This is a genomic window from Paenibacillus cellulosilyticus (genome assembly GCF_003182255.1).
Lineage (GTDB): Bacteria > Bacillota > Bacilli > Paenibacillales > Paenibacillaceae > Paenibacillus_T > Paenibacillus_T cellulosilyticus.
Window position 1 is genome coordinate 164,219 of the sequence record NZ_QGTQ01000010.1, and the last position, 24,245, is coordinate 188,463.

Annotated in this window: 11 protein-coding genes and 1 riboswitch; of the genes, 6 read left to right on the plus strand and 5 right to left on the minus strand. The window is 46.2% G+C overall.

The features are described 5' to 3' along the window. The first annotated feature begins 9 nt into the window (after positions 1-9). The 4 genes from DFQ01_RS15175 (at position 10) to DFQ01_RS15190 (ending at position 13,067) form a co-directional block, all read left to right on the plus strand. Positions 10-8,271 carry a Tc toxin subunit A-related protein gene (locus tag DFQ01_RS15175; RefSeq protein WP_110044738.1) on the plus strand — a complete coding sequence of 2,754 codons (8,262 nt, stop codon included), beginning with the start codon at positions 10-12 and terminating at the stop codon, positions 8,269-8,271. 43 nt (positions 8,272-8,314) lie between these two features. Then, entirely contained in the window at positions 8,315-10,471 is a 2,157-nt protein-coding gene (locus tag DFQ01_RS15180; RefSeq protein WP_110044739.1) for a Hint domain-containing protein, read from the plus strand. A 32-nt stretch (positions 10,472-10,503) separates the two neighbouring features. After that, positions 10,504-11,037 (plus strand): hypothetical protein, encoded by a 534-nt coding sequence (locus DFQ01_RS31390; protein ID WP_219993701.1) that lies wholly within the window; start codon positions 10,504-10,506, stop codon positions 11,035-11,037. A gap of 553 nt (positions 11,038-11,590) precedes the next feature. Continuing rightward, a riboswitch (Fluoride riboswitch) is annotated at positions 11,591-11,651 on the plus strand. Between the two features lie 69 nt (positions 11,652-11,720). Next, positions 11,721-13,067, plus strand: a complete 1,347-nt coding sequence (locus DFQ01_RS15190; RefSeq protein WP_425452402.1) for a voltage-gated chloride channel family protein — start codon at positions 11,721-11,723, stop codon at positions 13,065-13,067. Between the two features lie 447 nt (positions 13,068-13,514). Here the strand turns inward: DFQ01_RS15190 and DFQ01_RS15195 are convergent, their stop codons facing one another. From DFQ01_RS15195 to DFQ01_RS15205, 3 genes are read right to left on the minus strand one after another with little or no spacing between them, the layout of a single operon-like run. Next, complete coding sequence (locus tag DFQ01_RS15195) at positions 13,515-14,726, minus strand: Ger(x)C family spore germination protein (RefSeq protein WP_110044740.1); 1,212 nt, start codon at positions 14,724-14,726, stop codon at positions 13,515-13,517. Beyond that, positions 14,723-16,270 (minus strand): spore germination protein, encoded by a 1,548-nt coding sequence (locus DFQ01_RS15200; protein ID WP_110044741.1) that lies wholly within the window; start codon positions 16,268-16,270, stop codon positions 14,723-14,725. The genes DFQ01_RS15195 and DFQ01_RS15200 overlap by 4 nt, the downstream gene beginning before the upstream one ends. A 7-nt stretch (positions 16,271-16,277) precedes the next feature. Then, a complete protein-coding gene (locus tag DFQ01_RS15205; RefSeq protein WP_110044742.1) occupies positions 16,278-17,363 on the minus strand; it encodes a GerAB/ArcD/ProY family transporter in 1,086 nt (361 codons plus the stop codon). Positions 17,364-17,588: 225 nt separating this feature from the next. On the opposite strand from DFQ01_RS15205, the gene DFQ01_RS15210 reads away from it, so the two are divergent. Beyond that, a complete protein-coding gene (locus DFQ01_RS15210; protein ID WP_174812774.1) occupies positions 17,589-21,377 on the plus strand; it encodes a DUF7507 domain-containing protein in 3,789 nt (1,262 codons plus the stop codon). Between the two features lie 459 nt (positions 21,378-21,836). Next, positions 21,837-22,292, plus strand: coding sequence for a phage holin family protein (locus tag DFQ01_RS15215; protein WP_110044744.1), 456 nt, complete (start codon positions 21,837-21,839; stop codon positions 22,290-22,292). 384 nt (positions 22,293-22,676) lie between these two features. On the opposite strand, the gene DFQ01_RS15220 is transcribed toward DFQ01_RS15215, so the two are convergent. Continuing rightward, on the minus strand, positions 22,677-23,120 hold the full coding sequence (locus DFQ01_RS15220; RefSeq protein ID WP_110044745.1) for a hypothetical protein: 444 nt from the start codon (positions 23,118-23,120) through the stop codon (positions 22,677-22,679). Between the two features lie 489 nt (positions 23,121-23,609). Continuing rightward, positions 23,610-23,789, minus strand: a complete 180-nt coding sequence (locus tag DFQ01_RS15225; protein ID WP_110044746.1) for a hypothetical protein — start codon at positions 23,787-23,789, stop codon at positions 23,610-23,612. Positions 23,790-24,245: the final 456 nt, after the last annotated feature.

Genomic DNA, 24,245 nt, shown 5'->3' on the forward strand with positions numbered 1-24,245 from the left:
AGGGTAAATATGAAGACAACTGACGCTTTGAAAACAGCAGATCCGTTAATTGGCGCATTTCTTTATGCTAACCCGGATTTCGATACACGAACGTTCGTTTTCAACGATCCCGATGCCGTTTCCGGGTTGCATTGGCCGGACGGAGCGGATGAAGCAACACGGAATCGGACGATTGACAGGCTGAAAGGCTACCAGCGTTTGCTGAAGATTTGTCCGGATGTGGAATCCGCGAGCTTGTTGCTGAAGGGCGATGCTCGCATGCGATTCGATAACAAGGACGTCGCTGCATCGGCCGTACTCGACTCTGCCCACAAAATCGCCGCCATAAGCCCGGACCATTTCGTTCGGTCTTATGCTCCGCTGCTCGGCGATGGCGGAGAACAAAAGGCCAAGCAAATTCACAGGAACGCTCTGCATGTCCGAACGCAGGCCATTCATCAATGGGCCTCCCTTCATCAGGTGATGGCGCCGCATACTCAGGCGTTAGCGGTTAACCACTTTGCGGATGAGATTGTGCAAGCAACAAGGGAAATGCCGAGCTACGATCAACTGTTCGAGAGCTTGAGCTATTGCAATTGCGATGAATGTCGGTCCATCCTTGGGCCAGCAGCTTATTTCGTCGATCTGATGAGAATCGTTAGCCAATACATTACGAAACCGAATGAGGATACGGTCCCGAAAGGGATGATGCTTTGTGAGCGTCGCCCTGACCTCGCGGAGATCGAGCTGACTTGCGACAATACGAATCAAACCGTACCTTATTTGAATATCGTCAACGCAATACTGGAGGCGACGGTGAAAGGCGGATACGCTGAAAAGGCAGATTTGTATAAGACGATGGCCATGCAGGCGTATCCATTTGAACTCCCTTTCCACCTGCCATTGGCGCAAATCCGAATCTATCTAAAGCGATTGAACGTCGAATGGGCCGATATATATTCAGCCTTCAACGAGCTTGACCGATATTGGGCAGCGGCGAAGCTCGACATTTCACCTGAAGAGTGGAACCTCCTGGTTGTATCAGACACGACCGAGGAATCGCTGCAGAAGTACTTCGGTGTAACCGAGCTGAACACATTGATGAATGTCAGCACATTTTGTGCACAGACCGGATTGAAGTTGACGGACTTGCTTTCGCTATTCCAGCAGAACTTGTCACAGGCGGAGCTTGATGCCGGCTTGTCCGCCCAATTGTTTATTAACCATGGAGCGTCGCAACCGTTGCGGATCGATGCTGAAGGCGACGGTATGATTATCCATGCTGATAACGGTTCTTGGGACCGCATTCATCGTTTTTTGCGTTTGAGCTCGAAATTGGGTTGGAGTTATGCGGAGTTGGATTGGGCGCTGAAGTGCGTCAGCGGCGGCAAAGGCGACTTGAACGAGGAAACATTAATTGGGCTTGCCATGCTGAAGCAGTTTCAGGAGCGGTATGATGTGTCGTTGGACATTGCATGCGCACTTGTCTTCGATCTTCGCACATACGGGGGCGGCCGCGACTCGGCATTCGCTGACACTCCGTTTGATCATATCTTCAATGGCAAAGGACTCGCAACCTATCATCCAAAAGATGAGATGGACGCTGCTCACTACAAGCTGAACCCGCTATATACGACCATGCCAGCGTTATGGGAGCCAGGCGAAACGACCGGCAAGCATCAGCAACTCACAAGCTGGATCGCAGGGGGACTTGGCATCAAACCGGAAGGACTTCGGGCATTAGCGGCTGCGATTTACCCGAACATAACCCCCATTCCAGTAACCGTATCGGTGTTATCCGGCTTGAATCGGCATGTGGTGCTCGCTGCCAAATGCAAATTGCCTTTAGTGCAATATACTAAATTTATACAGTTATTCCAATTCGCGAGCGGTACGTTGGATACGACAGATGTTGGAAATCTCATAGACAAGGCTAGTCAACTGCGTCGCTCAAGGCTGAACGTATTCGAGCTTGACTATATCGTATCGGGGGCAGAAAGTCCTTTCGTTGCGATCCCATACCAAGCGCAGGATATCGCCCCATGGATGACATCGCTTTCGAAGCTTGTGAGAAGCACCGCCGCAGATGCAGAAACCCGCACGAACGAGTTAACGGAACAATTGCTCGTGCAGCTCGCCAGATTTTCAGGCGTGCATACGGATTTGATGAGAGCGATACAGGGCTTGCTTGGGCTAAACCTCGTTAATCTGTTTCTGACGTCGCCCCTTGCGGGAGCACGCGAGATGACAACCATTGCCCGTCTACTTGTGCTTGTCCGCAAACTGAATTTGACGAACGATGATCTGAACAGCATACGGAGAAATCCCGCGGCCTATGGAATCGATATGGCGAACGGCTGGACACCGGAAAACATGCTCGATCTGTTCACGCTTATGGAATGGAAGGATAAGAGCGGCGATGCTTCCGGCAAAATAAACGTTTTTATGTGCGCGGAGAACACGAACGACAGGGCAGACGTTCTAAGCGATCTTATGGCGAGTGATTCGAGTACAATAGGCTGGCTTCTTGGCGCATTCTCCCAAGAGAATCGAATCGTAAGCCTGACGACTATACAACGTATCGTTGATTTGATCGCCGCAACCGGAACAGACCTCGAATATTTACGAAGCCTGCAAACGATGGCGCGCTGCCAGACCGAGCCCAACTGGGACGACTACCAGAAAATAGCCGAAGTTACATTATCGTTCGTTCGTGCCAAGTTAGCCGCTCCAACCAACTGGGACCGCTTATTCTCGCAGATCGATGGCGAAGTCCAGGAGCAGAAGCGCTCGGCGTTGGTCAATGCGGCAATTATACAGCTTGGCAAGAGTCCCGATACGGCCTGGATACGCAACACCCGCGATTTATATGAATATTTGCTGATCGACGTAGAGATGAGCGGAGTTGCCCAAATATCATCGATCAAGGAAGCGCTTAACGCTGTACAGCTATACTTGCTTCGGTGTCGCGAGCGGCTCGAATCAGGGATTGTCCATCTCGACATTCCTGTGGTCTGGTGGGAATGGATGATGAACTACCAGCTATGGGAAGCGAACCGAAAAATATTTCTGTATCCAGAAAACTATATTGATCCTGCTTACCGTAAATCCAAAACGCAGCTCTTCAATGAGCTGGAAAACACGCTCAAACAGAACGAGATTACCCGGGATACAACGGAGGCGGCGTTCAAAAAGTATCTGGACAGATTTGCGGAACTCGCAAAGTTGAAATATGTGGACGCCTACTACTGTAACGTGAGCGACGAGAATCGTGACGATGCACCGACATTATTTCTGGTTGCCCGGACGGAGACAAAGCCCTATAAGTACTATTACATCGTGCGGGAAAGCGAAAGTACGTGGTCCGAATGGCAGGAAATCGGCATTTCGATCAATGCGGAGACGGTCACTCCCGTTTACGCGTTCAATAAGTTGTTTCTGTTCTGGATTGAACAGAAAAATTATAACGATAAACAAAACGGCCAGCATGGAAACGGCAATTCGCAGAAGGTATCCAAGATCGGCATTCGTTACAGTTTCTACAACTTTAGCGGGAAATGGGTGCAGCCGCAGTCGCTTGCAGATGATATTGTCTACGCTGTGGACGGCAACGCTTATCGCGCCAGCTACGACACGATATTCCCGGCCTCGATGTTTGAATCGAACCAGCTATGGTGGAACAAAGTGTATCCTTTGAAGATCGAGTCGGGAAGCTACTTGACGCCCGGCATCGGAAACAACCCGTTCGAGAAGATCGTCCTGCTGTACGGTCCAATGCTTGATCTGGAAGAGCAGCCCGATGTCGGCACGATGATCGCCCCGACATCAACGGATGCGACGGTCCTCGCTTTCGAAAGCCAGTTGCATCGCGCGCTTGCTCATTTCACGAAGGCCAAGAGCTATGGCAATAGCGGGCATCTGCCCGTGTTTGACGCACTGATCATCAACGATGACCTGGAAGCAGGGTTTCTGACGAAGTCGGATGAGTTTGTCGTTCTTGAGCGCGATTCCACAAAGAGTCAGCCCCAGCTTATTCCGAATGCTGACCGTGGGGCCGGCAGGCTGAATCTGATTGAATCGAACCAAATCATCCTCGAAAACTATTTGCTCGATCAATCATCAGGGCCGAATCCAGTCGTGCTGCCGACCAGACTATCGCCCAGTTCGTTCATCACGAAGGATGCTATCGTCAACATGGATGCAGCCTTTTCGGCTTCGATTTACGAGCGGCTTACGATTGGCAGCTATGTGCAAAGCAACGGGGTTCCGAAGACGGATATCGATTTTAATCAATTGGATGCCGATTTGCACGCCTTTTTACAAGGCAAAGGCCAGGTGGAAGCAAGAGTGGCCTTTATTGTGGAGAGCGTGTTTAGGGCGTCCGGCACCCCTTGGATTTCCACCGCTATTCGGGATAAAAGCTTTAATACGAGCACGGTCAAGAATCATTCGAACGCGTTCGTGTTCAAAGAGGACAAGGAAGCCATTTTGCTGCTGGACACGAACTTGTCTACTCCCCCGATTAGTCGTGCGTTGTTTAATGCAGATACGATCTTTATATCGGACGATTTTATTTCCAGAAAGCCTTCCGACGATTTTAGTCCAAAGGGCTCGCCCATTACAAAAGAAGGCGCTGAAGCGATTTACAAGGTGCTTATGTCTACCGGCTGCCTTGATGCAAGCGGCAGGCTTGTGTCCTGGGCGAACAGTCAATCCATCGACGAGGCGCTTAGTGGTCAAGGCAACGACGATCAGCGTTATTCCGTCATCAACATTCTGCTGCATACGACGATGTTTGGCAAATCATCCTTCCAGGCTCCGCCGCCGATCGACATTAAGCCGAAAGGTTCCGAGGAGATTTTCGAACAACTCATTCAGCTTGGCAATTTGGACATGAACGGGCGACTGATGGCGAATATCGATTTCTACGATCTCATGGAAAGCTTGCGCACATTATTTAAAGAACAACCGAACATGGAACAGAAAGTGCGATATGTTGCGGATCTTATGTATCAATATCCGTTCCCGACAGCGATCGGTTATTTGGACGAACAGAATAAAGCCGCTGACTATTGCAAAGTCAAATACGAAGCAATACGGCTGACATCCGCGGCAGTGCACAGGTTGAGCCGGACCTTGTTTACGGGGGGCGTTGATGCGCTGTTAAGCTTGCAATCCCAACAAATCCCGATTGAGTCTGAGCTGCCATTTCAACGGTTTCAATTGTCGGAGAGCCGTGTAATTGCGCCGGAGGCAAAGGATGGTGCGCAGGTTGATTTTGCCGGCGCATACGGACAGTATTACTGGGAATTATTTTTCCATGCGCCGATGTATATTGCAGGGCTGCTCAAGACGAATCAACAATATCAAGATGCAGAGAAATGGTATCAATATATTTTTAACCCGACGCTTCCCAAGACGCAACTGACAGCAGACTCGTTCCAAACGTCTACGCTTGGGCCAAGGGATTCCAGCCGGATATTTAAGGTGCTTTCGGACAAGCAGATCATTACGCCGGCAGGGTCCGTATGTTCGTCGTTCAACGCGCAGACGGACCTGAGCGGATTTCTGCGGTTTCTAACAGAAAGCCAGATAGATTCAGTGCGCAATATTTTGCTGAACAGCATGCTGAGCACAGCGGTCGCCCGTTTCTGGCAGTTCCAGCCGTTCCGCAACCATACACTGGAATCGCTTAAGGATCAGCTGCAAAATGCGCGGGAGATCGCGGCCTACAATCAAGATCCGTTCGATCCGCATGCGATAGCACGGCTGCGAATTGGTGCGTATGAGAAGGCAGTGTTGATGCAGTACATCGACAATCTGCTGAAATGGGGAGATTCGCTATTCACGCATTATACGTGGGAATCGAATGTCGCAGCTACGATGCATTATGTACATGCACAAAACTTGCTTGGTCCAAGACCGGACAATCGTGGCTCCTGCGAGAAGCCCAAAGTCGAGAAGTTCTCCGATATCTATAGGCGATACGAGAATAACATCCCTCAGTTCTTTATCGAACTGGAGCATTCACTCGACACGCCTGCTGTAACGATGACGTTCAGTCCCGTCAACGCGCTCGACACTTATTTCAACGTACCGGGGAATGCGAACTTGATCTCGTACTGGGACAAGGTTGAGGACCGATTGTTCAAAATACGCCATTCGCTCAACATTAACGGTTTGCCTCAGCCCATGCCTCTGTTCGAGCCGCAGATCGATCCGAGCCTGCTCGTTCGAGCTGTCGGAACTACAGGGGATGTGGCTGCCGCGCTGGCAAACGGTACACAATCGATTCCTTATTATCGTTTCGCCTTCATGCTGGAAAGGGCGAGAAATATTGCCGGCGCCGCGACGCAGCTAGGGAACGCGTTATTGTCAGCGCTGGAGAAACGAGATGCGGAAGCACTTGCGTTGCTGCACTCGACACATGAGAGAAACATTCTGGCGATGACGACGCTGCTTAAGGAGAAGCAGATCGAAGAGAACGAGGCGATGATCGATTCCCTCCAGCAAAGCCTCGACAGCGCGAAGAAGAGATCCGATCATTACAAAACGCTCATGGACGAGGACATGAATGCAATGGAAATCTCGGATCTCGTATTGAGGGATTTGGCGTTGGGTCTACAGTTGACGGCAGTCGCGACGAATGGCATTACGATCGGAGGTTATCTGACGCCTAATATTTTCGGTTTGGCAGATGGCGGGTTCTCGGTCGGCGACGCAATTAGGGCCGGGGCTGAAATGGCGAGCGGCGGAGCGGCGGCACTAGATCAAACGGCCGGCATGATCAATACGAAAGCCGGATATATTCGCCGCAGCGAGGAGTGGGAGCTGCAGCACAAAACTGCGGATTATGAAGTCAAGCAAATCCAGAGTCAATTGATAGCTAGTCAAGCACGCGCCGAAATATTGCAGAGGGAGCTTGCCATTCATGACAAGAGCATTAAGCAGGAGAGCGACTATGAAAGCTTTTTGGCGAGCAAATTCACGAATGAGGAATTGTATCAATGGATGGTCGGACGGCTCTCGACGATCTATTTCCAAACCTATCAACTTGCTGTCAATACAGCGCTCCAAGCACAAGCAGCGTATCAGTACGAAACGAATAGGGACGACACCTTCCTTGGTTTCGATTATTGGAACGGTATGCGCAGAGGACTGCTAGCCGGGGAGAACTTGATGCTGGCGCTGAATCAGATGGAAAAATCGTACGTGGATAACCATTCCCGTTACTTGGAAATCGAGAAGACCGTCTCTCTCCTTCATCTGGACCCGGTGAAGTTCATCGGATTCAAAGGAGGGGTTCCCGGTGCAACCAAGGGCTTGTTGTCTTTTGAACTTAGCGAGCAGTTGTTTGACTATGATTTTCCGGGTCATTACTGTCGCCAGATCAAATCCATCTCGGTGACGATCCCTGCCGTCATTGGGCCGTACCAGAACATGAATGCGATCTTACGGCAAGAGAGCAGTGCGACTGCGGTTAGTGCAACAAGCAAAGCGGTTGCTTATATGCTGGACCCATCGAAGGGAGTTCCTGACGATCAATCCGTTCGGACGAACTGGGTTCCGGATCAGCAGATTGTTTTAACGAGAGGTGTAAGTGACGCTGGCTTGTTCGTGCTTGATTTCCGTGATGAACGGTATTTGCCATTTGAAGGGACTGGAGCGGTATCCAAATGGACGCTGAGCATGCCTCCGGAGACCAACCGATTTGATTTCAGCACGCTTACAGATATTCTTGTCAAAATTCAGTACACGGCGCAAGACGGAGGCCGTTCGTTCAGGGATGAAGTAAAGGGACTGCTGCATGCAGACAATCCGCCGTATCCATACTTGCCGACCAAGCTGTTCGAACTGAAAGCGATGTATCCGCGCGAATGGAACAATTTCATCTCAGGTCCGACGCAGGACGGCATTCGACAAATTATGTTTCCGCTCACGGACAGCATTGTGTTACCCTATTTGAAAGATGTCTCTCTTCTGTCGATTTCTGTCATTTTATTAACACCCAAGGGAAAGGTCATTTCGGATCTTGCAGCGGGGTCGCCGTTCGTATTGTTGAATGTCGGCAAGGGGCAGTCTATACCGGTTCCGATCATAAACAATGTTGGAACGGCAGTCCTGAAGGAGTGTTGTCCTGACAGCGCCTCATGCCGATTGAATGTAGATGTGAAGGCTGCGCCTGCCGACATTCTTGCGGACGGCGTGCTCGATCCCCTTGCGCTACTTGGCATCGCAGTGGTCATCACATATCAGTCTAACGTATTCGGCAAGGAGAGCAGGGGCGTCTAGAGCGAAATATAAGTTCTTGTTTCATTGAAAAGGAGGATGCCGGATGGCATGGGAAGATTGCGTAGCGAACATTAAGAGGAACTATGCAGGCAAACGCGTAGAAGAAATTTCAACCGTGAATTGGTCGGGGGTTTCGCAGGATGCGATTTATAACGATACGTTCAGAAACGGTGATCCGTTTTTCCTGATCTGTCCGGATCGTCATTGTGTCGACTTTGTCAACACGACGCCGGCTGATCATGCACTGTGTCAATGCAAAGACATTAATGGGAATCCGATTCCGGACTGCACTCCGCCAAGCGCGCTCTATCCGGAGAAAGCATCGGTTTGTTTGAACATTCAGAACCCGAAACAATACAACGCGAAATCCGGGAAATCCTGTTATAACCAGCCCAATGGCGATTGGAACCAGCTGACATGCTATTGCTGCTGCTCTTGCTTCGCGAACGGTACAAGAATCGGGATTCCAAACGGACACAAAGCAATCGAACAGTTTCTTCCAGGAGACAAAGTGTTAACGGCAAATATGACGGTGCAAGGAACGGGTGTGGATTTGAGTTGGTCTGCCGCTACGGTCAAGTTCAGCAACGGAACCGGACCGGACGGACATCAATCGGCTATGATTTGGATTCGCCACGGCGAAGAGGGCATGATTATTGTGACGCCGGATCATCTCTTCCTGATGCCAAACGGTAAATTGAAACGCGCCGACCGCCTCGTTCCTGGCAATGATCGTCTCGTATCCGCAGACGGAATGCCGATCATGATTCATGAGGTGAGCATCGGCGAATACCACGGGGGCGTTCACCACATTTCCACAGATAAGGCGTTTGACGGTTCGATTGACGGTCACCTGCTTATTGCCGAAGGTGTCGTGTCCGGAGACTTTATGCTGCAAGTGTACGCGCCGCGGTTGAAGGAACTTCATTTCGTCGATGATCATGACAGCTTGCCGAAGATCGGTTCGCCCGAATACGAAGCAAACAATGCGCATTTGCAAGGCGGCGTCTACCGATCATTCAAAACGGCGGAGCCCGTTCAAAATACAGTTCCGCAACAACCCCAGAAGTTCTATGTCCATGGACAGCGCGTTACTGCCATTCCCGACAACACAGCTAAATTTCTCAGCACGCAGCAGGAGCGGGATCTCGACAATAACGCCGATAAGCAAAATTTCACCGATGTTGGCATCGGCAACGCGATGATTCAATATGTGCTTAAGCTGTTCCGCGGCTTCTATTCGGATATCGTATTCTATCATGACATCGGTCGGCTAGAAACGAATGGGTACGCGTTCGAACAATATGGCAAAAAAATTATCGTTATTTCCGGCGGATTAACTCGTATCAAAGACTTGAGTCAAGAAGGATTAGCAGTCATTCTCGCCCATCTGATCACTCGTCTGCAAAAGATTGCTCCGCTTGGCAATGACGGGTATACTTCGGTCGGCATGGCGGATTATTACGCTACGAACGTGCTTCGCAATGTCTACTTCGGACAAGCTTACAATCAAGCGTTAGGCGAGGGGCTTGAGCAAATCAGAAACGATATTTTTGCGCATATCGAGTCTGCACAGGATCAATACGAAGAAGACCCATTCGCTCCGACGACGGACACCCGGCTGGATGCATTCGCAGCGGGCGATGGCATGCAGTATCCGCCAGAGGGCATCGGCGGTCCGGTGCAATTCGCCCTTCAGGTTGAATCAGCCTTGGCTCTGCCCAACACGCTGAACACATATTCTTTCATAACGGAAGATATATCGCATGAAACGTCTATCGAATTATTCGAATGCCTTCAAACGAATAAAGTGTTGGACGACCAAGGGGGCGTAGCAGCCGACTTTACAGTAGATACCGATCTCATGTTCGTATTCTCCAGTTTGGATATGAGCAACAGCTTCAAACGATTGCTTACGGAGCAAGTGCGATACGTGCTTCTTCATGCTGGAGCGAGTGTGAAAATTCGTGTAAGTCTCCCTCTAAACGCTGTGACGGCAATGAATGCTGCTAATTACTCTTTTGTGCCTGAAGCATGCGTGCTAGCTGTTCGAGTCAGCACCGTTGACCCTTCGGTAACCGTCACAGCCGGTCTGAAGCGTGGTATCGAGTATGTACTTACCGTTTCAAATTTAGTGAGAGCAGAAGATGGTTCAACGCTCGATCCGGAACATAGCTCGGTATCGTTTAAGTGGGAATAGGTACAGGACAAGGAAAGGGGGAACGCATTTGAATGAATGCTATCCAGCGTATATGGGACGATAACAACACAATTGGGGGAAAATGCGCACAAATGGGTGAACTGCTTGGCTTGACCGGGCCAGTCAAAGAGGCTGTGCTGATGGCCGCATTCTACGATGAATCATATGCGCATAATTTGCTTGTTTGCCGCCGGGATTCTGAAATGTTAATGTTTCTGCTGGCTAATCCCCCGGCAATGCATGCGCATAAGCCTCAAACTGAGGAGAAGAAGACCACGGAGTTGATCGGTAAGCTGTCCTCGGCGGTATGGAGATGGGCCAAAACCGGCTTTTCGACTGTCGATGAAGCAATGCTCGATAAGCGGTTGCAATCCTGTATGACCTGTCCGAATCTGGCAGGCAAGCCGGAAAGTCTATTGTACAAAGCGTTGTCGGGCAATAACGAAGATCCGATCTGTCGTATTTGCGGTTGCGTTGTATCGAAGAAAACGAGACTCACTTCCGAGAATTGTCCTGATCCTCATCCGCAGATGCCTGGCGTAAGCCGTTGGGAGGAAGCATTCTGATATGAGAGGTTAGTGGATGATAACATTTGTAAACAGCACAAATCTTTGGCTAATAAGTTGATTTCAATTATCGAGAATTATGGAAGGATTAGTTTGCCTCTACCCTACGAAGCAATGGATTTATAGTCTTTATGTATAAGCTTTGGAGGTCAAGAAGATTAAGTTGCAAACATTGTGGCGATAGTAATGATAGGAAATTGTATCGATAACCGAAATTCATAGTCATTAAGATTCGCCCTAATATGTTATAACCCCACATACCTTAAAGCTGCTTAGAAGCTACGAGGTTTGTTAGTTGATATTCCAGAAAAAGTTTTACAGAATAAGGTTTCAGAAGAGTCCCATAGCTAAGGACAGAGTGACAGTTTCCTAAACTGCAGGTCGTAACTTTTTATTATACAAGCAAGTAGATGACCATTAAACTGGGAACTCGTCAAGGGCTCCATTTAATTGACACAATGACAGGGTGAGTCCGAGATTTCTTCTTGCTATACGGCAGTGTATTGACACAAACAATATGGACTACTATACTGTTTGTGTAGCAGTGGTAATTAACTATATAGGCGATGGAGTTCGCCATTGACCGCCTTAGTGCTAATGACTCCTACCAATTCATGTTTATTTGACATGGACTGGTAGGGGTCTTTTTGCATTTATTTAAACTGTCGAGGAGAGATAAGATTTTGAAAAAGCACATTGAAGATCACCTATTAACAGTTCGAAGTTACGCAGGCAGATGGATTTACGTTGGAATATTGGTATCTTTGCTCAAATGGACAGTATTAAGTGGACTTGTGGGTATTTTTACTGGTACAGCTTCAGCTCTATTTTTAGCGAGTTTAGATTGGGCAACTAACACAAGAACCTCCCATGCCTGGTTATACTTATTTTTACCTGTTGGTGGCGCTGTTGTTAGTTACCTTTATTGGAAGGTAGGAAAGACTTCTTCGAAGGGAAATAATCTGATCTTAGAGCAGATTCACGAAGGAAATGAAACAATCCCGTTCCGAATGGCACCCCTCGTTCTGTTCGGGACGTTAGTAACACACCTGTTAGGCGGCTCGGCAGGACGAGAAGGGACAGCAGTACAAATGGGGGGGACACTGTCCGAATGGATCGGAAAAGTTTTTAGGGTTAAACCATTCGATAGAACAATCATTTTGATGTGCGGAGTAAGTAGCGGCTTTTCCTCGGTGTTCGGTACTCCATTAGCAGGTACGGTATTTGGTCTTGAGGTTCTTGTTATTGGCCTTATGCGATATGAAGCTCTGATGCCATGTCTTATCGCAAGCCTTGTAGGAGATAGGATTACGAAATTCTGGGGAATTCATCATCTGCAGTACCACATGGGATCTGTCCCTGAGTTTAGTATCGTACTCTTGATAAAGATTGTTTTTGCGTCCGTCTTGTTTGGTTTAGCAGGGTGGCTCTTTAGTGAGCTGACCCATCGCCTAAAAGCATACTTTACGAAGCTATTCAAGAATCCTATCATTAAAAGTTTTTGCGGCGGGGTCATTATTATTGGTATGGTGCATCTTTTTGGCACAAAGGATTATCTGGGTTTGGGTATTCCTCTCATCCAGCAAGCATTTAATGAAAGTGTGTCCCCATTGATCTTTTTGCTTAAAACACTTTTTACGTCCCTCACACTTGGAGCGGGGTTTCAGGGTGGCGAAGTTACACCGTTATTTGTAATTGGCTCAACATTAGGTAGTTCATTGGCACAATATTTGCATCTATCTGCTCCGTTCCTAGCTGCAATTGGGTTTATCTCTGTTTTTAGTGGCGCTACAAACACTCCTATTGCCTGTTTCATTATGGGAGTTGAACTTTTTGGAGCAGAGGGTGCTATCTACATGTTCGTTGGTTGTATTGTAAGTTTTCTGTTTTCTGGTCACACAGGAATTTATCTAGCACAAAGAGTGGGTATATCCAAAAGCGAACTAGTTTCCATTGAGTACAATGCTACTATTGGTTCCCTCCATAATAAACAGGAAAGGAGGAGTAGGTCTCTTTCAAAAAAAGTGTGAGTAACTTATTGAAAAAGTTTCGGTAAGTGTATATTTAGGCTGGCTGTAAGCATTAATCTCAATCCGACTTTTGGGGTCGACTTGAGGTGATTAGAGCAATAAATTGATATTTTTAACACCTATGTATTTAATATTTGAAGTGGAATATATTTATATATAACTACGATTTACCAAAGAAACAGCTCCTTTGAAATGGTTGTCGGTACATCCATTTTATCAAAAAGGGCTGTTTCGCTTTGTTATTTAAAATCCAAATACCACCAACGGCGATCGTAAGAACACTCGCTCTGTGCAGCTACCCTTGCAGTTTATTGAAGCATAAGGGATCGTCCCAAGTCTAATGACTTTTGGGATAGCACTTTAATTGAGTCGAACTGCAGCAGAGGGAGGAGTGTATTCGTTCCGATAGATTCGTTATTCTAGCGTATCCACTTTATTTAAACTGTATCAATTCATCTGTATTGAATATCGATTTGTAGACGAGTGTGTTCCTTTTGATTTTTCTCCCGGGACACGTTTGTATTTGCCGTTGTATATAATCCGAACTTTGACATCCAGACTTTCGATCGAATTCTCGTTCAAGATGAGGACGCTGCCGTTGTTACTAAGTTTTCGCCACAGCTTCGGATGCTTTCGATAAAGCCGATTCTCCAGATTATAGACATCTATGTTTTTCTTTAAAGCTTCAATATAAGTGTTCATTATATATTTCTTCGCTGTATCAGCAGTCAGTTTTGCCATTTCCTCATAAGACATCGGCTCAAGATATTCGTATAGCGAACCATAGTAGGAAGCTTTGATTTTAAAATGCACTTCATTGCCGCGAACAATTGGCTTAATCTTGATTTTTGGAAGTCCAATACTTATCACCCCTATTGGTACTCCATTTTGCTCGATCATCAAAGGTGCTTTCCTCATATTCGAATCCATTAAAGAAAAGCCGAATAGCCGATTCTTATTCACATAACCAGGTGTACTGTCATTACGCTCAAAAAATACCCCCTCTAGAAATAGTAGGTCATGCGAATTCTCATTCTGATTCCAGCTCTTATCGTTGTATGAGATGCTTGGCAGATAGGCCCTCGACGAACGCGCATGTAGATCGGCCATGAATGTCATAGTTTGAAGAGGACGCAGAAGTGAGTCTTCTCTAAAACTCGGTAGAGGATTATGCAGAATGCTCTCCAGTGGTGACATGTTGAATATTGAAGTAACTGTAAATAACTTATCGATCGGCATTCTGGTACCGAATACCCATGTCGTATAGCGAGCTTCGGGATATCGATTTATCATGTCGAGTACGCCTTCTACATAATTGCTATTGAGAAGGGACTCGCTCAAAACCATTGCAGTTACATGTCCCCATGCCATATGCATCTGAGCGGTTTGATAAAGATTGTTGATAGCTAAGTTCATCGTTTTTCCTTTGCCATGCCCTACCCAAATACCTGGACTTTCATTAGCTTTACCCGATGAATCTGTCTTGGCAACACTTGAGAAATCGAAAGTCTGCACGTAAATATGGAAGTTCCCCCCTTTATAATCTAAGCCAATGGCCTTTACATACATCACACTTTGGATTTCCGATGAACTCCAGCAACCGGCAAGTACGAGGCATAAAGTGATCGAACCAATGATCCGGAGAGTATGTCCAATCATGTCTTCTGGCCCTCCCTGTTTGGTTTCTGCGTATACAGACTGGCAGGACGCCGTTTGTTCATACCACGCGGTAGCTTGAACAATGCAGCCAAAGCTTGACGAATATTAAGAGGACTGATCGGTGCCAGATAAGGAACGCCGAAGGATTCTAACCCTGACAAATAGACGATGAACAGAATTAGAGAGAAGATAAAGCCATATATCCCGAACATCGCACTGAACAAGAAGGATATGAAACGAATGAGGATAATAGAGCTGGTCATCACTTGATTGACAACGGTAGCTCCTGCTACAACAGTTGTAGCAACGACAACGATCATAAGCGGTGAAACCATTCCAGCACGGATTGCTGATTCTCCGATAATCAAGCCCCCTACGACCGTTAAGGTTTGGCCTATGGCGCTTGGAAGCCGAACGCCAGCTTCACGGAACAGTTCCATCAGCCCCATGATAAGAAACATTTCCACAGCAGACTCCATTGGTAATCCCATTCGCCCGACTGAGATGGTCGCAACCAGTGCATAAGGCAATTGATCCATATGATAAGACGTCAAAGCAAGATAGAAACCAGGCAAGAAAATGCTGGTTATAAGCCCGATAATACGAAGTATTCTTCCGACATTAACGGACAAGAATGGGAAGTTAGAATCCTCGGGAGATTTCAGTAAGAGAAACAAATTAACAGGGGCGATGATAATGCTCGGATTGCCGTCTAGTATTAGAATGAACCGTCCTGCCATCAAGCATTCTGCGGCGAAATCGGGCCTTCCTGTATAATCCGTTATTGGGAACAGCGTGAAACGGGAAGGATTAAGGTGCTCCTCCAGTTGATTGGAAGTAAATATGCTTTCAGTCTTTAAGTTCCTTAAGGTAACTAACACCTCTTGAATTGTATCTAGATTTGCGATGCTCTTCATATACATGAGAGCAACCTTCGTAGATGACTGTGACCCTACGAGTTCGTGTATACAAGCCAGATCAGCTGTTCGGATCCGGGTTCGTACTAAGGCGATATTCACCGCTAGATGCTCTACAAAACCATCTTTTGCGCCACGAATAGAAACCTCCGTCGTAGACTCTTCAGGCGTTCGAGCAGGAAGCTTTGAAATATCAATACTCCATATGGCCTCCAATGATGGTATGCAAAAGAGCATATGCCCTTCAAAAACGCGAATCGCAAGAATATCCCGGCCGAAAGAAGAAGAATCGACATCTACAATAGACCAGAGAAGGGCGGCTTCCTGGTCAATTGCTTCGTGATCTTTAAATTCTGTCATTTGATGAATACGATGAATTTCCGGAAGAATGACTTCGTTGATCATTTTCGTTTCGCACATGCCAGTACAATAGGCAATGACTATCGGAATGGATGGTTCACCAACCAATTGCTTGTCTACAATGACATCCTCACACTTGTCAAAATAGTTACGGACAGACTGTTCGGTAATAACGAATGACTCTTTGCTCCTTTTTTGCCTTTCATTAGTTGTTGGTTGCTGCCCATCTGCTGTGGGAATGTTGTCCTTTTTAGTTTGTGATGTCATTACGAAATCACTCCTTGTTATTCCTTTTTATAAAAGCCAAAAAGGCTAGTCCTGAAATTAAGCTATATACGTAAATCAGCATAGTTGGAAATTGAATATGTATCATGTACTGGTAAACAAGATCGCTCCTCCACCAATACATCGCGATTGTCGCCATACAAACGGCAATGATCAAAAGGGATGTATAGCGGGCGTGGGGTTTTCTAATTTCAAGCAATTCGACAATCAAATACATGCTGATTGATATGCGCCCGAAGGAGCCGCAAAGCCATTGATAAATGGACAAAAAATCGACGTGCTGCAGGAGCTTGCCAATGTTGACGATTCTCCACTGCTCGAATGGAGGACTATTTTGTTTCATTGCTTCCTCTGGTCCAAACACGGTGATAGCAGACATGGTTGGTCCAAGCGCCATGAAAATCATGAAGATGGCTAGAACCAGCAGGTGCCATAACTTGAAAGGCGTATTGACTTGGTGTTGGATAAATACGAGTATCCAGATTTCCGTCAATCCGGCCAGAGAATAGATCATGCCATGCAATACCGGTCCCATGCCATTCTCCATCATGGGCATTAATCGACTGTAATCCTTATAACGAGAATTAGCGGCCATAACAAAATACCCGAACATGAGAACGAAGGGGAGGATAATGGAAGAAGTAATCGCAATAGAACGAATACCTCTGCAGGCAGCGATCATTGGAACAAACGCTCCAAGCGACACGATTGCTAAAATGGGCGTAAATTGTAGATAGGTTGAAACGGTCCAGAATGAGGTTTCATACAAGGTGTGGGCACCTAGTATGAAGAGCAGCATAGAAGCGCTAATACGTATGACCCATGCGGGAAATGCGCCTAATTGGCTTTCCAACCAGTCAAGCATCCGTTGCCCTTGAAGTGTTCTAAGGATGTAATACATCATGAGAATGAACAATAGAAACAAGGGAGCTGCAGCAAGAATGGATAACCAACCATCACGGCCAGCCGTATCTAGAATGGCTGGAATCGAAAGCACATGACAAACGAGCCCTGCGCTTAACAAAAGGATCGAGTACGAGAGCCAAACGGTTATTTTCCCTCTATCGGCAACCATGGAAGCAACTCCTTACGACATTGATGCCTTTATAATGTGCATATTGCCTTCGTTCCATCCTTATTTTAGAAAATGTTTGTTTCAAAGTATTAGAATGAGAGATTAGGGTCTAAGTAAATAAATTGACTGTGAGTATATAGTGACTGGAAGAAGGGAGGAATCACGTCTAGATTTTCCGGCCGTTCATATTAATAAAGAAGCGTAACTTGAATGGGGAGGGAATGTATGCCTTTCGTCAATCGCTTTTTCCTTAATGACACCGGGGCGCTTACTTACACGGGGAATACATTGGGGCTGAGTCGCTCTAATTCAGTTGGCGTGCCGGGGACCGTGGACAGCATCGGTGCTTACGTGACCACAAACACTGCATTGCAGCTCGGTACGTATCCGCCGGGTACGACAAGTGATTTTCACCTGAATAGTTCCTCGGCCATTCTTCAGCTTCCACTGGGCAGCTCGGTTATCTATGCGGAGCTAATTTGGGGAGGAACGTACATTAATAACGGTGTAGACAACAGTGCATTCATCAACGATGCAGTGACGTTTGTGACACCCTTAGGCAGCTTCTCCATCTCGCCTTCAATGGGGACACGATTTGAGGTGCTCTTGTCTTCGGGGACGCAATATGGGAATGTGTATGCTTATGTTCGATCTGCAGAAGTAACTACGCTAGTGCAAGCTGCAGGAGCCGGCACATATACGGCCGGAGGGATTGTTGGCACTATTGTCGTACCTGACCCGACCTCGAACAACTGCGGATGGACATTGGCCGTTGCTTACCATGATCCTACCCAGCAACTAAGGAACTTATCAATAAGAGTTGGCGCTGAAGTCATTCTCGCAACGTCTGGTCCGGTAACTGAGCTGATTACGGGGTTTGCAACACCGCAGATGGGCACTCTCGGTGGCCGTGCGCTAATTGGTGCTCAAGAAGGCGATGCAAACAAATCAGGTGATCAGGCATTATTCGGACCGACTACCTCTTCGTTAACTGTACTGTCCGGACCTAATAATTATCCAGGTAATTTTTTCGCTTCTCAGATTAATAATGATCTCGGTCAACTCGATACGAGTGGTACGTTCGGCACTCGAAACCAGATTAATGGACAGCCTGGAAGTAATATTATCGGCGGAAGACAAGGCTGGGATATTACCAACATCGATGTGTCATCAACACTTGAATACTTGCAGACAAGCGCGTACCTTCAACTAACGACGAATGGTGACGGGTACTTGGTCAATACCATAGGACTCCAGTTGAATATACAGACGCCGCTTCTAACTATTACGAAGTCAGCCGATCAATCGAATGTCACTGTGGGGACGATCGTTACCTATACAGTGATTGTGAAGAATGAAGGAGCCGTTGATGCGACCTCGGTTGTATTGACTGACTCGATTGAGGCAGAGGGTACTTTTGTTCCAAATAGCGTGACGGTGAACGGCAGCACAGTTCTTGGTGTGGACCCGACCACGGGTATCCCTCTCGGGACGCTCACACCTGGTGGCCAGATAACGATTACTTTTCAATATCAGATAACGGCAGTGCCGGATGACGGGTTCGTAAAGGATCAAGCCGTAGTTGCATACGATTTTCAGCCTAATCCACAAAGTCCTGTGATCTCGACTTCGGTTCCATCCAACATCGTGCAGGTTGAGGTGTTTCAGCCTAGTGTATCCGTAATGAAATCAGGAACGCCTAGCCCGGTCCTTGTGGGAGGGGTAGCAACTTATATGGTTGTGGTCTCTAACGCCGGTGATATCACCGTTGATTCAGTCATTCTGACCGATACGATTCCTGCCGGTACCAGCTTTGTTCCGAACAGTGTGACAGTGGACGGGTCGAATGTGCCAGGAGTTGATCCTGTAACTGGCATTCCGCTCGGCTCTTTAACGGAAGGGGCGTCCAGACAAGTGACGTTCCAACTACTCGTGCTTACCGATCCTCCTGGTCACTCTATTACTGACATTGCGACCGCATCATATACGTATTCTCTAGAGCCAGGACATCCGATTCCGGGGCAAAATATGTCTAATCAAGTGACACTGCCGGTGATCAATCCTGATATCAACCCACATGTGATAGCGAATAAAGAAGCTGATAAGCAACAAGTGATCGTCGGTGAGACGGTTATGTACACCGTTCAAATATCCAATTATAGTATGGAAGCCATTCTGAATACCGTTGTGACGGATACGATATCTGAAGATGTCTCTTTCGTACCGAATAGTGTTACGATTAATGGAGTATCCGCCCCTGGTACATCTCCTGAAACGGGAATAACCTTAGGGACGCTTGGGCCAGGTATATCGGCAATTATAACCTTCCAATATATAGTCATTAGCATGCCAAATCCGCCTGTTATTACCGACACAGCCAACGTAGCATTCAATTATCGTACAGTGCCATACAACCAATCTACTAATCCCGTTCAAGTGGATGTGCTGCAGCCTGTCATTACGCTGACCAAAAGATGCAGCGTCAGTGAAGCTGAAGTTGGTGATAACGTAACCTATTCCATTACGGTAGCGAATACGGGGAATGTCGCTGCTACTGTGGTTCTGACAGATTTGGGCGATATAAATGCCGTATTCGTGCCGGGCACCGTACGGGTAAACGGGGTACTGAATCCCGCAGTCAGTCCTCTGACAGGTATTCCGGTTGGCGATATAAATGCGGACTCCGAGGCAGTTGTTAGCTTTGATGTTCATTTCGTCGCTCCTCCAGCTAGCAGCGGTCAATTTTATATCGATCAGTCAACGGCAGCCTATTCTTATCAATCTCCTTCAGGTCAAACCGGGAGCGGCATTTCACAATCCAATAAAGTGGAAGTTCGGTATATTAACTTTGCAATCTCTGTAACAAAATCAGTTAATCCGACAATGGCGAGAGTTGGTCAGCAGGTGACTTTCATTATAGTAGTGACGAATAACGGCAATACAGCCATTATGAACGCTGTACTCACCGATTTCTCCGATCCAGGGGTACAATATGTGCCTGTTTCAGCTGTATCCGCAGGAATTCCTGTATCCGGAAATTTGGAGGACGGTTTTCAACTTGGGGCGATACAACCGGGTCAGACCGTTGTTGTGACGTATGTTGCAACGGTAGTATCGATTCCTGCGAATGGAGCAATTAGGGATACGGCATGGCTGAGTTATACGGAGAATGGAACGCCGGCTCGCGCAGCATCTAATCCCGCCGTTATATATGTCACAGAACCAGTTGTGGAAATCGTGAAGGAGGTCAGAGAAAGCTACGTATTTATCGGGGACTGGTTGCATTATCGATTAATTATTCGAAACATTGGAAGTTTTAATGTGCTGGCTTTCGTGAGCGACATAATACCACCTGGAACAGAATACGTACCAAACAGCCTGAAAATTAATGGTTATCCAATTCCAGGTGAATCATTACAGAATGGTATCCTTACAGGAACGGTCGAGAGGGAGGTGACGTACGAACTCACATTTATGCTTCGAGTCGTATTCTTCCCGCCAGGAGGTATTGCGGTTAACCAGAGCAAGATCGCGGCAACTTTTGAAATACCGGGGGGAGGTAATTATCGGGAGACGATACTTAGCAACCCAGTGCAATCATTGATTCTAACTTCGCCAACCGTTACGAAAACAGCGGATGTGACAGAGGTTCCAGTTGGGGGCGTGTTTGTGTATGGAGTGGAAATTGAGAATCCCAACCTTGTGCCACTTGATCAGGCGATACTTTACGATCCACTGCCTGCTGGATTGTCTTTTGTTTTGAACAGTGTCACGGTAAATGGAACATCAATTATAGAAGCATCACCATTGAGCGGTATTCCGATAGGCACTATCCCACCCGAATCTACGTTCAACGTTCGTTTCGTGGTTCAGGTCAATTATGAGCCTAATCCGCCGATTACCGTAAATGCAGCATCGATTAATTTTCAATTTCTACTTCTTAATGGTGATCGTTTGCCAGGTATTGTAAACTCGAACGAAGTATTGGTTGAGATTACAGAGGAAGAAGAGTGACGATCTTATTACATTTTTTGAATACTAGAAGATTTATAGATAACTTTCGTTCATTGAACTTGGTAAAAGGAAAATACTAATCGAATCATATGAACAAGCAGTTCTAATAAAATGATGCTTATTTTTTATAAAGCATAAATTTAAACCGGCGATTGCTTCCCTGAATTTAACGGGAGTGCAGTCGCTTTTTTTAATCGGTTGGTAGTAAAATGCTGCAACGCTAGTGATATTAATTAGACTTACAGAGTATATTTTTGACTTTTTTAATACCGAGATTCTTCGCAAACAATTCGCACCCCATCTACATCTCCATCCATTAATGCCTAAAGTAAGCATTAGAAACAAGTTAGGCGGATGATTCGGACAACCTTGTATTTGCCGAATATAATGGCATATATCTGTCGATGCATCGACATTCAGTTCAAGTATAAATGTAGACTTAAGAAGGTGGGAGGAAATATGCCAAATACTTGGTTTTGCTCAATGGTTGCTGTAGTCGGAACATCCGTTAATTACGCCTTCGATGCTTTGCCGCAATCACTTACCCTGCTGCTTGTAGCAATGGGAATCGATTATTTGACAGGAATTACAGCTGCGATGAAGGAGAAGCAAGGATTGAATAGTCAAATCGGTTCTTGGGGTCTCACTCGCAAAGGTTTGACGTTGTTGATTGTGTTTCTTGCCCATAAGATAGATTTGTTGCTTCAGTTGGATGGAGTTACGATGTGCGGTGCGATTTATTTTTATTTGGCGAATGAGTTGATTTCAATTACTGAGAATTGTGGAAGGATAGGACTACCTCTACCCTACAGGCTCAAACAGTTGATTGAAGTGCTCAAGGATAAAGGAAACAGTAACGATGAAGGAGCGGAGGAATTCAAAGATGATTCTTTAAAAGACGATAATTCGAAATGAAGAAATGGATATATAGTCCTCATGTATAAGCTTTGGAGGTCAAGAACATAAATCGAATGAAGGTAGCAAAATTGTAGTTTTTTGTCCAGCAAGGATAGATCTACAGTTTCCTAAACTGCAGATCGTCCGATGCTTAGGTAATTAAGATGTATTGATCATGGCATAAACTCGGCAGAGGAAAAGGGATGTGAACTTCTCATCTGTTGATTACTCACTCCTAGTAGCTGTAAGTACCGTGCTAATAACTTTACGGAGTAAGCTTGTAAATAGGTTGTATCATACAGATTGATTTCCTTAACCTCTCCTCCAGCGGATACCAATATCATAGGAAAAACCGAAGTCAATTCGCCAAAACTATAAGTCCCACCTTTACTTTCAGCTTAATCAGGTCTCTGGTGGCGGTGGCGGTGGTTGCCATCCGTTAATGTTGACGATCGTTTTTTCTATCTGTGTTTGCATTTGTTTTTGAAATTCCTGTTGCGCTAGCAACTGAGCTTGAATATGAGCCTGTAGTTGAGTGAACAATTGTAGCTGTAATTGTTGCTGTGTATCATCTATTTCTTGCATTTGGGACATTAACTGTGTTTGGAATTGCTGTTGAGCTTGAACCTGGGAATTAACCTGCTGTTGCAATTGTGCTTGGAATTGCTGTTGCGTTTGTAGTTGGGAATTTATCTGCTGTTGCAATTGTGCTTGAAACTGTTGTTGGGATTGTAATTGAGCAAGCAATTGCAATGCAATCGTATTAGAGGTAGTTGTTCTTGCCCGACATTTCACTTTTCTGTGAGCAGGCTTCCTGCTGCAACTTTTTATAGTTAATGCTGCCATAATCAAGAAACACTCCCTTTCATAATGAACTACGCGATATCACTTGCGATATCTATTTAAGGATATGATTCACGACAACTGACGGACGAGGCGAATCATAGGGGGGAGTTCACACATTTTCAAAGGATAAGCTCACAGCATTCTGGAATGCAAAGCAATTGAGGAATAGTAAAATGATGATGAATTCTGCGACCTTGCAATGTAGGACCAGTTGAAACAAGTAGCTGCGGGAATATGAAAGCAACGGTTAAGATTGGAGTTCACGGCAACCATAGAAATTGCGGGTTGTTTTTTGTTTCATCATTATGGACTATTGCAATGGATTATAATAAATCTCATCATAGTTGGTGATTTCACTCGCACTAGGTATATGCAATTGGACCAGGTCTATTACGGTATCTCCGTAAAAGACCTGGTCCAATTGCGTTTTTTTTCTTTGATAAGCCATGCGATCAGCGGAATCTTTTCATTGAGTGTCTAATTTGGAAATCATTTTGATGCATCAATAAGCGCTCGAATTGCTTTTAGTTTCCAAGCGGAACTTCCGTGTAGTTCTAACATTAACTCGGTGTGATAAACTACAAATTCATATTTGTTAAGAGGAAATTTTGCTATCTGCTCCTTCCAATAGTCAAGTGAGATAAAGTTATCGGATGTTGTTTCTAACACATTGCACTCTCCTATATTTAAACAGGCTCTTTTGGACGCCAGATGCTTCCTTAATTTTATTTTACAGAATCAGAGAATAGTTCAGTTCGATAGATTTGATTGTATCTTTCTGTACTCATATCCCTGTATATGGATTATCAGCCAATATCCCGATCTGCAGACAGGATGCATCAGACATATTCAATCACTAGCGTTGCATAAACAACTGATTTACTTTCTGTCTGAAAATTATGACGATTTCTTTTTGGTCCGAAACCCAAAAGGTCGAGCGCCTCTTAGAGGTAGCTCTATTCATTTGGTTTAATTATGTAAATATGTTCACATGAGTAAAATGACGGTTGCACTTGTCGATCAGTCGACAGTCGTTTTTCGTCGTCTTCCTAGAGATACCCGACTTGGTTTCTGCTTCATCCGTTGAAGCCACTCGGCATAAGGCTGCCACATTAATTTCGTCAG

Bases quoted from the DNA above. Each gene is read 5' to 3' on its own strand.
- DFQ01_RS15175 (WP_110044738.1), top strand. From the start codon at position 10: ATGAAGACAACTGACGCTTTGAAAACAGCAGATCCGTTAATTGGCGCA.
- DFQ01_RS15180 (WP_110044739.1), top strand. From the start codon at position 8,315: ATGGCATGGGAAGATTGCGTAGCGAACATTAAGAGGAACTATGCAGGC.
- DFQ01_RS31390 (WP_219993701.1), top strand. From the start codon at position 10,504: ATGAATGCTATCCAGCGTATATGGGACGATAACAACACAATTGGGGGA.
- DFQ01_RS15195 (WP_110044740.1), bottom strand. From the start codon at position 14,726: ATGATTGGACATACTCTCCGGATCATTGGTTCGATCACTTTATGCCTC.
- DFQ01_RS15200 (WP_110044741.1), bottom strand. From the start codon at position 16,270: ATGACATCACAAACTAAAAAGGACAACATTCCCACAGCAGATGGGCAG.
- DFQ01_RS15205 (WP_110044742.1), bottom strand. From the start codon at position 17,363: ATGGTTGCCGATAGAGGGAAAATAACCGTTTGGCTCTCGTACTCGATC.
- DFQ01_RS15210 (WP_174812774.1), top strand. From the start codon at position 17,589: ATGCCTTTCGTCAATCGCTTTTTCCTTAATGACACCGGGGCGCTTACT.
- DFQ01_RS15215 (WP_110044744.1), top strand. From the start codon at position 21,837: ATGCCAAATACTTGGTTTTGCTCAATGGTTGCTGTAGTCGGAACATCC.
- DFQ01_RS15220 (WP_110044745.1), bottom strand. From the start codon at position 23,120: ATGGCAGCATTAACTATAAAAAGTTGCAGCAGGAAGCCTGCTCACAGA.